At 58.2% G+C, this 13,992-nt stretch carries 9 protein-coding genes; 8 read left to right on the top strand and 1 reads right to left on the bottom strand.

From position 1 onward, the window contains the following. Window positions 1–169: 169 nt before the first annotated feature. On the bottom strand, window positions 170–1,045 hold the full coding sequence (locus BMZ01_RS07890) for a peptidylprolyl isomerase (protein ID WP_092286219.1): 876 nt from the start codon (window positions 1,043–1,045) through the stop codon (window positions 170–172). 98 nt (window positions 1,046–1,143) lie between these two features. Between BMZ01_RS07890 and tpx the strand changes: the two genes are divergently transcribed. The 8 genes from tpx to BMZ01_RS07850 all read left to right on the top strand — a co-directional run. Beyond that, the gene (gene tpx / locus BMZ01_RS07885) at window positions 1,144–1,635 is read left to right on the top strand and encodes a thiol peroxidase (protein WP_092286319.1); all 492 of its coding nucleotides are present in this window, start codon (window positions 1,144–1,146) and stop codon (window positions 1,633–1,635) included. A 128-nt stretch (window positions 1,636–1,763) separates the two neighbouring features. Continuing rightward, window positions 1,764–4,391, top strand: a complete 2,628-nt coding sequence (gene pepN / locus BMZ01_RS07880) for an aminopeptidase N (protein ID WP_092286217.1) — start codon at window positions 1,764–1,766, stop codon at window positions 4,389–4,391. A gap of 158 nt (window positions 4,392–4,549) precedes the next feature. Then, entirely contained in the window at window positions 4,550–5,272 is a 723-nt protein-coding gene (locus BMZ01_RS07875; RefSeq protein ID WP_092286215.1) for a TetR/AcrR family transcriptional regulator, read from the top strand. Next, window positions 5,269–5,622, top strand: a complete 354-nt coding sequence (locus BMZ01_RS07870; RefSeq protein ID WP_092286213.1) for a DoxX family protein — start codon at window positions 5,269–5,271, stop codon at window positions 5,620–5,622. Before BMZ01_RS07875 ends, BMZ01_RS07870 begins: the two co-directional genes overlap by 4 nt. A gap of 101 nt (window positions 5,623–5,723) precedes the next feature. Then, entirely contained in the window at window positions 5,724–6,365 is a 642-nt protein-coding gene (locus BMZ01_RS07865; RefSeq protein WP_092286211.1) for an MBL fold metallo-hydrolase, read from the top strand. 67 nt (window positions 6,366–6,432) lie between these two features. Then, on the top strand, window positions 6,433–7,710 hold the full coding sequence (gene hisS / locus BMZ01_RS07860) for a histidine--tRNA ligase (protein ID WP_223845883.1): 1,278 nt from the start codon (window positions 6,433–6,435) through the stop codon (window positions 7,708–7,710). 162 nt (window positions 7,711–7,872) lie between these two features. Continuing rightward, a complete protein-coding gene (locus tag BMZ01_RS07855) occupies window positions 7,873–9,570 on the top strand; it encodes a glycerol-3-phosphate dehydrogenase/oxidase (protein WP_092286207.1) in 1,698 nt (565 codons plus the stop codon). A gap of 540 nt (window positions 9,571–10,110) precedes the next feature. Next, window positions 10,111–13,992, top strand: a 3,882-nt coding sequence (locus BMZ01_RS07850; RefSeq protein WP_143067475.1) for a hypothetical protein, incomplete at its 3' end; no start/stop codon positions are given.

The raw sequence follows: 13,992 nt of genomic DNA, 5'->3' as shown, positions 1-13,992 counted from the left end.
CCGCCACAAAACTCTCCCCGCAAACACAGAAAACCCCCACGCACGTGCCTAAAGCACGCCCATGGGGGTCCATTACTGCAAAGCGGTCTCTCAAGTTCGACTCTTCCAGGTCAAGCCTAAAGCCTTGAGGTTAGAACGGCTCCACGCTGATCCAGCCCCACCGAAGCTTCTACTTCACCTCAGCATTCTGAATCCGAACTTCTTCCGCGGGGGCACCATCCGGAGCCCCATTCTCAGCACCCTGTTCCGCGATCTGCGCCAGGGTCTTCATGCCCTCATCGCCGATCTTGCCGAAGTAGGTATAAGCCGGCGGCAAGGTGGAGTCCTCATAGTTCAAGAAGAACTGCGAACCGTTGGTATCCGGCCCCGCATTCGCCATCGCAATGGTGCCCTTGGGGTAGATCACCGGCACATTCATCGCCCCGGCCTCAGTCTCGTCCGTCGGATACTCATTAGCGAATTGGAAGCCCGGCCCACCGGAACCCTTACCACTCGGGTCACCGCACTGCAGCACATAAATGCCCTGCGTAGTAATGCGGTGGCAGATGGAGTCGTCGTAGTACTTGCTCTTCGCCAGGTGCTCCACCGCATTCACGGTACAAGGCGCCACCGAGCGATCCAGCTCCATATCAATGGGTCCCTGCGAGGTATCCAAGGTGATATTCACCGTGCCGGTGGTCGGCACGCCCTCGGTCTTTTCCGGCGGGGTAGCGTCCTTGAGTGCTTCCCCAGCATTCTCAGTGGGGTAGGAGCAGCTCACGGTATCTGCCAGCGGAGTGCTGCGTTTCAGCGCCAAGGGTTTCGCTTCGGGGCGCTCCGGGGTCTCCGGGGTGCTTTCGGCGCTGCTATTGGCCGGGTCATCAGCCTTTAGGTCTTCTTCACCCCCGCGCGTGGCGGCGTACCAAATACCACCGCAGATCACCAGGATGGCAGCTAGCGAAGCAACCACTACCTTTAGGGGGCGAGCCTTTTCCGCACGATCGCGGGATTTCAGCTCACGTTCAAGCTTGTCCAGGGCCTCCTGGCCGCGTTGCTTATTGCTCACGCTGGGATGTCTCCTTGGGGGTGATTGTGTTTAGAGGTCAGGGGTCAAGTGTAGTCTGCCCTACACCTCGCCACCGAAACCCGGCTATGCTCTGGTTCATGAGTTCTACGCATTTCCAAGGATCCCCCGTCTCCACCAATGGCAACGCCCCCGGCGTCGGCGATCAACTTCCCGCCTTCGAATTGGTCGGCACCGACCTCGCCGCCATCACCAACCAAGACTTCGCCGGCAAGCGCCTGGTCCTCAATATCTTCCCCTCGGTTGATACCGGTGTCTGTGCCGCCAGCGTCCGCGAATTCAATCAGCGTGCCGCGGATCTCGATAACACCACGGTGCTCTGCATCTCCAAGGACCTCCCCTTCGCCCTGGCTCGCTTCTGCGGCGCCGAGGGCATTGAGAATGTCATCGCAGCCTCCGCTTTCCGCGCGGACCAAGACTTCGGCCTCATCCTTACCGGCTCCCCGCTGCAGGGTCTTTTCGCCCGCGCAGTCATCGTCGCCGACGCCGAAGGCAAGGTCAGCTACGTCCAGGTCGTCCCCGAAATCACCGAGGAACCGGACTACGACGCCGCTCTTCAGGCTCTCAACTAAGCGCTTTTTAGCCTTTGCTTTCCCCGAGATCGGGGAGCTAAGGACTCCAGCTCCGGACCCCGCGTGGGCCCGGGGCGGGGTCTGCCGAGCCTCATCGCGGCCTAGCTAAGGGGAGTAGGCTTGCCCGCATGAGTGAGACGACCATCACCCGTGCCGCTTGTGAAGCTCGAGCACAAAATATTATTGGCAACCCACACGTTGACCTCCGCTTAGACCTCCGCGAAGCCCCCACATCCCCCACCTTCGATGTGGACAGCACCTGGCGGCTTCGCTTGCGCTCTAGCGAGCTTAATTTTGATTACCTCGGGAAGGTCACCGACATTAGCGTCGATGGCCAAGCCGTCGATTATGAAGCAACCGCCGGGGGTGTGCTTCTGCGCAATCTTCCCACGGAAACCGAAATTTCCATCCGCATCCGCGCTCATTCTTCTTACTCGCGCACCGGCCAGGGCCTCCACCGTTTCGTGGATCCCAGCGATGGCGAAACCTACCTTTATTCTCACTGCGAGCCCTCAGATGCTCGCCGCATCCACCCGGTTTTAGAACAACTGGATATTAAATACTGCATCCAAACCACCCTCGTCGTACCCGAAGGCTGGCGGGCTCTCGCCAATGGCAACCCAGTCTCAACCGGCGATGGGGCAGTAGCCACCACCTTCACCCGCACCGAACCGCTTTCTAGCTACCTCACCGCCTTTGCTGCCGGGCCCTATGTCGGCGAAACCGATTCCTGGCATGATCCTCGCTCCGGCCGCGATATTGCCCTTGGCGCCTGGTGCCGGAAATCCATGCGCGAGTACTTCGACGCCGAAAATATTCTGGGCATGACCAAAGCCGGACTCACATGGTTCTGCGATCTTTTTGATTCCGTCTACCCCTGGGCCCGCTATGACAGCATCTTCGTCCCGGAATACAACATCGGCGCCATGGAAAACCCCGGCCTGGTGACCTTCACCGAAAACTATATTTTCCGCGACGCCCCCACCGCCTCCATCCGCGCGGCCCGCGCCAACACCCTCTTGCACGAAATGAGCCACATGTGGTTCGGCGACCTGGTCACCCCACAGTGGTGGGATGATCTCTGGCTCAAAGAATCCTTCGCCGAATACATGGGCGCTGCCGCCAGCGTGGGCTGCACCGAACACGCCGATGCTTGGGTGAACTTCGCCGGGCACCGCATGAACTGGGCCTTAGAACAAGACCAACTTCCCACCACACACCCCATTGCCGCCGATATCCCCGATGTAGAAGCCGCCAGCCAAAACTTCGACGGCATCACCTACGCCAAGGGCGCAGCCGTACTGAGGCAACTCGTGCACTATGTCGGCGAAGAGGACTTCATCCATGCCTCCCGCAGCTACTTCCACAAGCACGCCTATGGCACAGCTACCTTCAGCGATCTTATTAGTGAGCTCGAAGAAGCCCACGGCCATAGTCTCCAGCATTGGGTAGATGCCTGGCTGCGCACCAGTGGCTTCGATATTGCCCGTATCACCGTTGCTGGCCCAGACATTCTCATCACCATGGAGAACCCGGCGCCACACCGCCCACACCGCCTAGATATCGGGCTTTATGCCTTAAAAGATGGCGCACTTACCCGCACCAAGCTGCTTGATGTGCATCTTGATGCCCCCACCACCCGCGTTCATACCGAGCTCGCCTCAGAAGAACTCGCCGAACAACTCATCGTGCTTAATGATCAAGCACACTCCTATATTGTCGGCCGCTTCGGGGAGCATTGCCTAGAGCTCATCGAAGATCATCTCTCCAGCATTGATGATCCGCTTACTCGCGCAGTGATTTGGCAACAACTTGGCCAAATGGTCGATAACCAAGAACTCGATCCCGCGTTCTATCTGCGCATCGTGGGCAAGCACCTCATGGAGGAAACCAACACCACCACCGCCAATGCCGTATTAAATAAGGCCTTAGGTTGTGTGCTGAACTATTCCGCCGGGGAACGCCAAGAACACCTAGGCCGTGAACTTGTTTGTGGCCTACGCCGTGAATTAGCTGCCGTCCCAGCAGGTAGCGATATGCAAAAACTTTTAGCGCGCTTTCTCATCCCCGCGGAACTCGGCTATGCCTCCCCAATCGGTGGGGCAGACCGCGATGAAGCCCTAGCCTCCTTGCGGGCTTTAAGGGATGGCGACACGGCGGTGGATCTTGGCCCCACGCATCGCTGGAATATCAATGCCGCACTGCGAGCACTCAATGATCTGCCGGAAGAAGAATTAGCAGCCGAACTCGCCCGCGATAATACCTTGACCGGCCAAGCCCAACACCTGCGCAGTGAACTCTCGCTGCCAGAGCTCAAAGCCAAGCACAAGATCCTTAAAGAGGTCACCACCCCAGGCGCGTACTCCAATGATGAGGTCTCCGCACTACTTGATGCCTGGAATACTCCCGGCTGCATGCATGGTGCGCTTCGTGCCGGTACCCTCAGCATCGCGCAGTACCTCAACCAGGTGGAAACCTGGTGGTCTACGCACCCACTGGAGGTTGCCCGCCAATTGGTGGTGCGGCTTTTCCCCACCCCGAAGATCAGCACCATTGCAGTAAGTACCAGCAATGGGGCAGTAGATGAACACCCCGAAGATGAAGTCTCCGAGGTGTGTTCCGCTACCCGCAATTTCTTAGAAGAACGCCGCGCCCTCCCCGGTGGTTTGCGCCGCCTGCTCCAAGAAAATCTCTATCGCGCCCGCCGCATGGTCCGCATCCAACAGCAGTGGTGCGAATCCACCTACTCAGACTAAGCACCCTCACTGGAAAAAACTTTTCCACCAGGAGCTCCCCGCGCCTTCCACGGTCTGCGGGGAGTTCCTATTTTTATTGTCTTCACCCCTTGTGCCACTAGCACCATCCCGCGTAGTCTGAACATGTTCACTGAACCTGTTCACTATTGGAGGCGCTGATGTCCGCCGACGCCACCGAGCCGCACGCCACCGAGCCACAATCTCGACGCACCATGGCCCGCGCCGAAACGGAGCACAAGGTCCTGTGTGCTGCCCGAGAGCTTTTCGATGAACACGGCTACACCGATGCCACCATCCGCGATATCGCCTGCCGCGCCGAGGTCAGTGTCGGCACCGTCATGTCTGTGGGCGATAAAGAAGCACTCCTGGTGCAGATCTTCGATCAACTCATTGAGGCCGAACACCAACACCGCACACCGATTACCGCCGAGGGCTGCGTAGAGCGTTGCCTGGAATTGGTTCGCCCCTTCCTCACGCTCTTTGTTGAACGCCTCGACCTCGCCCGGATATATGCCTCCATTCTCTTATCGGGTCGGCATTCTTCCGAGGTGTTCCAAGCACTCGGGGAGCGCCTCATCCAAGAATTCGAAGATGCCATCACCACCACCGAGGTAGCCACCGCGCACGCAAGCGCCACCGCGCAGGCAAGCGCCACCGCGCACGCAAGCGCCACGGCGCAACGAAGCGCTACAGCGCATCCCCGCGCTATCGCCAAAGCCCTGCATGCCGCCTATATCGGTACCTTATTTATCTGGGCATCGACTCCGAACACCCCGAACACCCCAAACACCCCAAATCAAAACCTCGATGTGGAAGAACACCTTCGCACCCACTTCACCACCGTAATTTCCACCACACACAAGGACGCACCACACTCATGATTGTGCTACCTACCTGGTGGGCACCCAGCCTGCTCGCCCTCATCCTGCTCGGCGATGTCGCCATCAGCCTTCGCCCCATCGGCTTTATCCGCCAATGCCTAGAATCCGTGGAACTCCCACAACGCTGGTGGTGGGTACTCATCATCATCAAGTTGCTTGCCGCCACCGGACTTATCGCCGGCATCTGGATCCCCGGCATTGCTTTCGCCGCCAATGTTGGGGTGATCGCCTACTTCGTGTGCGCAGCCATCGCGCATATTAGGGCGGGTGCTACCGGCACGGCTTTCCGGGTTAATTGCTTGGGCATGTTGGTGCTATCCATTGCACTGCTCATCCTCAGCTATATCTAGGCCCCCGCTTCAAGCCAGTGTAAAAAATTATGCTTCCGGTCAAGAAAATACCGACTAAAGGATGAAGCCAAGCCCCCGCATAAGCCTATAAGCTACCAATTATGCAGCTCTATGCCTTTGCCGCCGGCCCGTACCACACCAATTGCTATGTCCTCATTAATGCAGAGACCAAGCAAGCGGCCGTCATCGACCCCGGCATGCATGCCCGCAGCCGCGTCGAAAAAATCCTCAAAGAGGAAAACGCCACCCTCAGCATGGTCATCTGCACCCACGGACATATCGACCACACCCGTGACGCCGGTGAGCTAGCCAACGCCGCAGGTGTCCCGGTATGGCTGCATGAAGCAGACCGTTTCATGTTGGAAGATGGCGGCGTTTCCGAACAAGCCACCGTGCTTTTCGATGTGCCCGGCATGGAGCGCCCCAATGAGCTGCGCGACCTCAACCACGGCGAGACCTTCTCCATCGTGGGCATGGACTTCGAGCTGCGCCACGCCCCCGGACATTCCCCAGGCAGTGTCCTTTTCGTCGGCGAACACGCCTGCTTCTCCGGTGATGTGCTTTTCAATAACTCCATTGGGCGTACTGATCTGCCCGGCTCCGATCCACAGGCCATGATGGATTCCCTTAAGCACCAGGTCATGACGCTTCCTGATGAGATCGCCATCTTGCCCGGCCATGGCCCAGACACCACCATGCGCGCAGAACGCCGCAGCAATCCCTTCCTCCGCGGACTCGACTAAGCACACCCCCGCCAAGGCACCCACCAAGGAGCCCCACTTAGCCGCCAAGCCGGGTATAGTGTCTCAGGTGAGTGAGCAACAGAAAGTCCAGCCCCTAAAGGCTCCCAAGGGAGTCGCCGAATATGTGCCGCCGCAATCCTCCCGATTCCTCGCGGTACGCGATGCCCTAACCCGGCAAGCCCATCTCGCTGGCTACCAACACATCGAGTTGCCACTATTTGAAGACACCAACCTCTTTGCCCGCGGTGTCGGCGAATCCACCGACGTGGTGACCAAAGAAATGTACACCTTCGCCGACCGCGGCGATCGTTCCGTCACCCTGCGCCCTGAGGGCACTGCCGGTGTGGTCCGCGCTGTCATCGAACACAACCTAGACCGCGGCCAACTACCCGCCAAGCTGGTCTACTCCGGCCCCTTCTTCCGCTATGAGCGTCCACAGGCCGGCCGCTACCGCATGTTCCACTCCGTCGGCGTGGAAGCCATCGGTATTGATGATCCCGCCCTGGATGCGGAGGTCATTGCCCTAGCCGATCGCTCCTACCGCTCCCTTGGGCTATCCGGTTTCCGCCTGGAACTCACCAGCCTGGGTGATAAAGATTGCCGCCCCCAATACCGCGCCAAGCTCCAAGAATTCCTAAACAAGCTCCCGCTAGATGAGGAAACCCGCCGCCGCGCTGAAATCAACCCGCTGCGCGTGCTTGACGATAAGCGCCCCGAGGTCCGCGAAATGACCGCCGACGCGCCGCTGATGATCGACCACCTCAGCCCTGCATGCCAGGAACACTTCGAGACCCTCACCGGCCTCCTTGATGACATGGGCGTTGCCTACACCCTGAACCCCCGCCTGGTCCGCGGCCTGGACTACTACACCAAGACCTGCTTCGAGTTCGTCCACGACGGCCTCGGCGCACAATCCGGTATCGGCGGCGGCGGCCGCTACGATGGCCTGCTCTCCATCCTCGGCGGTCAGGATCTCTCCGGCGTAGGCTTCGGCCTCGGCCTCGATCGCATCCTGCTGGCCCTCGACGTCGAAGGCGTCGGCTTCGGCAATGATCGCCGCGTCGACATCTACGGTGTCGCCCTCGGCGCCGAAGCCAAGCAAAAAATGGCACTCATCATCAACCAGCTGCGCCGCACCGGCGTTTCCGCCGACATGTCCTACGGCGATCGCGGCCTCAAGGGAGCCATGAAGGGCGCCGACCGCGCGCAGGCCCGCTACGCCCTGGTCATGGGCGAAACCGAGCTCGCCAACTCCACCGTCGCCGTCAAAGACATGCTCTCCCACGAGCAGCACACCGTGGCCCTACCCAATCTGGTCACCCACATCCGCAACCTGCTCAAATAATTTCAGAGCTTCGCCCGAGCTCGGATGGCTGAGCTCGGGCTAGCTCCTTCGGGGTTGGCTTCGGGCACGCTATGCCGCACCTAGTGCCCTAGTGGCTAGCCCGCGATTTTTGGGGGAGGATAGGTAAGGAACCTTCAACCCAACCACTCCACAAAGAAGCAGGTGACCCAGCTCAACATGGGCGAATATATTTCCATGTTTGACGACCGCGTCCGCGGTCCCCGAGTCCGCAATAACTACGATGTCATCGTCATCGGTGGTGGCATCTCCGGAGTGCAAATTGCCCGACATTCCGCCGGACGCGGGCTACGCACCCTGCTCATCGAACGCGATGATTTCGGTGCCGGCACTTCCTCTGCTACCTCCAAGATCATCCACAACGGCCTCAACAACATGGCCCACCAGGAGTTCCGCGTCGCAGCCGAATCCCTCAAAGAAGGCCGCTACCTCGGCTTCGCCGCCCCACACCTGGTCCGCCCACATTCCCGACTCATCGTTGGCCGCCACTGGTCCAAAGCCCGCACCGCCTTCTTCGGTGCCGGCATGGCCGCACATGGTCTTTTAGGTCGTGGCCGCACCGAAGGGCTTCCCGCAGATAACCAAGCCGGCGCCCCACGATGGGTCAGCAAAAAAGACCTGCTACGCGAACTATCCTGGCTCGACCCCACTAACCTCGTCGGCGCCTGGCGCCATGACGATAACCTCAATATCCACCCCGAACGCCTCCTTCTCGCCCTGGTTACCACCGTCGCCGAATCCGGCGGCAGTGCCATCAACCATGCTGAAGTCACCACTTTGCTCGGTGGCCCCGGTGAAGGCATAACCGGGGTTCGGGTACGAGATCGCCTCAGTGGTGAATCCGCCGATATTAAAGCCACTGTGACGATTAATGCCGCAGGTCCCTGGGTGGATGAAGTACTTGGTGCGTGGAGTGTTCCGGCCCGCATGGAGATCACCCAACACAAAGGTGTCCACCTACTCTGCGGGGATATTGGCCTTAAAGAAGGCGTCGCCGTCCGCGGTGAAAATGGCCTGCGTATTCTGCTCACCCCCTGGCAAAACCGCACCCTCATTGGCCCCAATGAGGTCGAGGTCAGCGGCAACGCCGATGATGCCTCCCGCGCCACCGTCGCCGATGTCAAAGAAATTCTTTCCGCCCTCGATTCTGTCTCCCGCCGACCCTTCGATCGCCGCCTCATTAAAACCACGATCTCCGGCGTGCACCCACGAGCCAAAGGCTCCAAGACCGAGCGCTTCGAAATCCACAACCACGCCTCTGAAGGCTTCCGTGGACTATTCACCCTCACCGGTGGCTCCTGGACACTTGGCCGCTTAGTAGGGGAGCAGGTCATCGACCGCGTTCTAGCCGATGAATCCGACCGCCTACCTCCAGTGCGCAGCTTCGATTCGCGCTACGTCAACCTCGCGACCTCCTTCGGAGACTATGAGTCCGTCGCTGAATCCTTCGAAGCAGCGCTGGTACGTCGCCCCGAAGCCGAACTCGGTAGGGAAGAGCGCATCCACCTCGCCGCCCTCTATGGAACCGACCATCTCCGAGTACTCGAGCTCATTTCTGAAAACCCAGGGCTAGCCGAACGCCTAGCACCAGATAGCGACTGCCTCGATGTTGCCGCCCAAGCCGTCTTCGCGGTCAGTGATGAAGCTGCCCGCGGGCTCGAGGACGTCCTCGATCGTCGCCTCGCTGTCGGTACCCTAGGCCCCGTTCCTGCCCAAACGGTCGGCAAGGTAGCGGATCTCATCGCCCCGTTGCTGGGCTGGGATGAAGTCCGTCGCGCCACCGAGGTTGCCGAATACCTGGCAAACCAAAAGCTAGACACCGCAGTTTTGGAGGAACTATAGCGCACGGGTGCCTCTTTGATGGGCCTCGTTTTGAGTTGTCAGTCACATAATCAAGCGGGGCCTGCAATAATATTTGCATACAAGACTATATCGTTTGTACAACAATCATTTTCAAAGCTCGGAGCGGCTTTGCTTATGTTCTTTTGCAAACGTGAGGGTGTAATCTCACACCATTCGTTGCGGGGGTAGAGTCGGGGGTGTACAAAGGAATGAAACTGTCAACTACCTGCATTAATAGGTGCTTTTATCTGAAATGATTTCTCTTAGTGTTGGAATCTGGCAACCCTGGTTAACGCTTGATGTAAATCGAGCTTGACTATTTTCCAACGTTGGAGAACCCTGAAGGAGACTCTAATAACTGGCCGTTTACCTATTTCGTTTTATGTGCCCTAGTTATAAAAATGCTGTGAAACCTAATCGACTACCTGTTGTTGACGGAGACGCAGCGGCTGTCGATCAGTTCATCGCGAATTTATAGCAGGTGCTAGGAACGCGGCAATTGGGGTCATTGCTTCACTCCATCGAGGAAGAGGAACCTGAATGAAGGACACTAGAAACCGACCGAATAGTCGGTTGCTTGGTCGACGCGCGTTAGCTGCATTGACCGTCCCGGTGATGGGCATAGGAACAATCACGTTACCTGCACTCACTCCGGAAATTGCCGCTGTCGCATCAGCCCAAGAGACCGGCGACCCCGCAGCTCAGCCAGATCGTCCCACCACCAAATGGGACGTACCTGCCGGCGCCAAAGTCAAGGGTCACACCATCATCCAGTCCGGCGTCACCTTCGCCGAAGTAACTGGTGAGAAGAGCTTTGATATGCGGCTGACCTACCGTGCGACGCTGAGCCCCGCGGCTTGGATCACGTGGGTCTATCTGCACTTTGACCCTGATCTCGCGCCATATATCGACGAAATCTCGGTCAAAAATGAGGGAATCTCGCCTAACGCCAAATACACGCGTTGGTTTGAAAAAGTCACTCCAACGACCGTGAACAATGTCGGCCCTACGGGGAAGCCATATGGTGAGCTTGATCCGTACGCTAATAGCGGCGTCGACGGCGAAGTCTGGCGTGCACTCAATGATTTAGCCAGCGCTCGAGTGCCGACTGTTATCGGCGACAAGTACGAGCGCAAATTCCTCTCGGGTAACTGGGGGATCTTCCCCGATGTTCCGTTACAGAACCAGAAGCATACAGGTATGGTTCATGTAACCTTGAAAAAGCCCATCGAGCAGATCATCAAGGAAACGGGTAAGACGCAATTCGATGCGGAAGCTCGTTGGCAAGGGCAAAACGAAGACAACTCCGAGATCAACGTCGATGCAACCGCTCAAACGGGTACCACTATTGACTTCGACCCAGCTGCGGGTGGTTCCAAAGGCACCACCTGGCTAGATGCGCAGTCATTGACCTACTTTGAGTTAGGTAAAGAGCCTGGTCTGATGGGCCCCGATGGAAAATTCGTCCCTGTCTCAGACGGTAAGGTCTCAGTGCTTCGCACCAAGACGCAGCGATTCCATAACATCGCCACTTATAACACCGCTGTCGGAGCGAAGAAACCTTTCGATGTGCATCTTCAGATTGATCCTGCCGTCCTGGCGGCCGTTGATGGCGATCATGTGACTGTATGGGAAGTCTATAACTCCGGTAACTACGCCAACGGAGCTTCGGAAACTCCAGTTCAGGTGCCGGTTTCCGCTTTTGATGAAAACGGTGTCGTTCGCATCACGCAACGACAGGAACTAGAAGGTAGTCCAAATACCGTCGTCATTGACGACATTCACCGTGTCATCCAGCCTAATGCCAGCGACCCGGTCGTCGATGGCATGTACGTCGATATTCCCATCGTCGAATCTAAGCTGATTGAAAACTACTCTGATCCGACTTACTTCAAGAGCATTCACTTTGCACAATGGGTGACTGCTGATGAAAACGGTGGCGACCGACTCATCGATAAGTCGAATACCAGCTCCTACTGGCGGATGTACGTTACATATCGACCGACGGTTGCTAATATCTCCGCTCCGGCTGAAGGTGAAGGCGACGCAGTCACTGCGGAAAAGAACACCGCCCGCCAGTCGCAGAACTTCCTGCAGGGTAATTCTGAACCCAACTCGGAAGTCACGGTTTACCGCATCACCGGCGAGAACCGCGAGGTCGTTGGACACACCACCGCGGACGAGAGTGGTAATTGGGCTGCAAAGATCTGCGACCCCGCCACCCGCACCGGTGAAGACCCCAACTCCTGCCCGGCCGTCTCTCTTGAGAGCCTCGGGCTAACTGCAGAAGGCGCAACCTCCACTTTGGCTGTTGCTGCCCGTGCCGGTATGAACGCCGAATCTGCAGATGTTCCGGTTACGATCACCAAGGTCGAATCGAATGCTCCCACCACGGACTACACCAAGGAAGCACCTTTCGACCCCTCCGAAACCAACAACATCCTCACCGGTAAACTGGCTGCTCAGCATCAAAACGGCACCCAGACCAAGGTGCAGGCCTATGTGAAGACCAGCGACGGCTCCGAAATCATCGTCGGTGAGACCACCGTCAATGGCAACGCAACGGAAACCCCGGAGTTCAAGCTCACCGTGGATCCGGCCAAGGTTGGCCCGGCCAAGGAAATCTTCCTCCGCGCCATCGAAGGTAACTTGCCGGCTGATCCCACTGCACCCGTCGAGCGCTCTCGCGATGATGCATACTTCAAGTCCGCTGAAGTTAGCGTTCCCGTTGAATTCAATGGCCCCACCATCAGTGTCAACCCTGTTGCGGTGACCGTTGAAGAAGGCGACGAAATCCCGGCAGACACCGTTCTCGGTACCGTCATCCCGGGTAAAGACGCCACGATGCCGACCGCCGAGCAGATCAAGGTGGAAGGTGCACCGGAAGGCGTCACCACCGCTTTCGATCCCGAAACCGGCAAGATCACTCTGGTGGGTAGCCCCGTTGCCGGCACCGCAAAGGCAGAGCCCTATGCAGTGACCATCGCGATCGTTGATGAACTTGACCGTGAAATCACCAAGGTCGATGCTCCGATTAAGGTCATCGCCCACAACGGTGTCGCAAACACCACCGTCAAGATCACCGACACCGTCGGCGGCGGCCCTGATGGCTCCGAACCAGACGGCATTTTCACCGCTGGCGAAGATGTCGTCTACACCGCGACCACTGACATCACCGAAGGTGGCGTCAAGGATCTCTCGGTCGTTATCGATCAAGATCCGGATGCCCCCTTCAAGGCAGATGCAGTCCCGACCGTCACCAAGGATGGCGTCAAGCTGACCCCGGATGTGGATTACACCGCAACCAAGCAGCCCGACGGCTCCTTCGAGATCGACTTCAAGGATCCGGTCGACGAAGGCTCCCAGATCATCACTACCATTGATGGTCAAGTAGCGGCTGAGAAGCCCGCCGATGGCGACGGTGTGATTGGTGGCGACGGTTATAAGCCGGGTACCACTGATCCAGACGGAGAGGGCGAAAAGCCTGAGGTTCCGAACACGCTGGATCCCTCCAATGAGGCTGGCAACCCGGTGGACTACTACATCGGCAAGATCAATACCGTTGTCGGCATCACCGATGCCGATGGTGATGGCGTCTTCTCCGCAGGTGACGATGTCACCTACACCGCCACCTCCACTGTCGTAGGCGGCCCGGTCGAAAAGCCGGTCATCGTTCTCAATCAAGATGCTGACGCCCCCTTCAAGGCAGATGCAGTTCCGACTGTGACCAAGAATGGTCAGCCGGTTCCGCAGGAGGATTACACCGCTGAGGTTGTTGACGGCAAGCTGACCGTTAGCTTCAAGACCCCGCTTGAAGCAGACGACGTCATCGTCACCAAGATCGATGGCCAAGTTGCCAAGGAAACCCCTGAAGGCGGCGACGGAATCATCGGCGGCGACGACTACCAGCCGGGTACCACCGATCCCGATGCCGAAGGTCCGAAGGATCCCACGGCTAACGTCAAGGACCCTGATACCAACACCGGCAAGCCTGTGGACTTGTACCCGGGCAAGATCGACACCGTAGTTAAGATCACCGACACCACCGGTGGTGGCCCTGACGGCACTGAGCCGGATGGAAAGTTTGCCGCAGGTGAGGGCGTGACCTATACGGGTACGTCGACGGTTACTGGTGGTTCGGTTGAGAAGCCGGTCATCGTGATTAACCAGGATCCGGATGCGCCGTTTAATGAGGGTGCAGTTCCGACTGTGACCAAGAATGGTCAGCCGGTTCCGCAGGAGGATTACACCGCTGAGGTTGTTGACGGCAAGGTGACTGTCACCTTTAATAAGCCGTTGGCTGAAAATGATGTCGTTGAGACTGTCATTGAGGGCACGGTTGCTGCTGAGAAGCCTGAAGGTGGCGACGGTGTGATTGGTGGTGACGGTTATAAGCCGGGTACCACTGATCCTGATGGTGAT

The organism is Corynebacterium spheniscorum (genome assembly GCF_900113445.1).
Lineage (GTDB): Bacteria > Actinomycetota > Actinomycetes > Mycobacteriales > Mycobacteriaceae > Corynebacterium > Corynebacterium spheniscorum.
This window is presented reverse-complemented; position numbering and strand designations above follow the sequence as displayed.

Bases quoted from the DNA above. Each gene is read 5' to 3' on its own strand.
- tpx (WP_092286319.1), top strand. From the start codon at position 1,144: ATGAGTTCTACGCATTTCCAAGGATCCCCCGTCTCCACCAATGGCAAC.
- pepN (WP_092286217.1), top strand. From the start codon at position 1,764: ATGAGTGAGACGACCATCACCCGTGCCGCTTGTGAAGCTCGAGCACAA.
- BMZ01_RS07875 (WP_092286215.1), top strand. From the start codon at position 4,550: ATGTCCGCCGACGCCACCGAGCCGCACGCCACCGAGCCACAATCTCGA.
- BMZ01_RS07870 (WP_092286213.1), top strand. From the start codon at position 5,269: ATGATTGTGCTACCTACCTGGTGGGCACCCAGCCTGCTCGCCCTCATC.
- BMZ01_RS07865 (WP_092286211.1), top strand. From the start codon at position 5,724: ATGCAGCTCTATGCCTTTGCCGCCGGCCCGTACCACACCAATTGCTAT.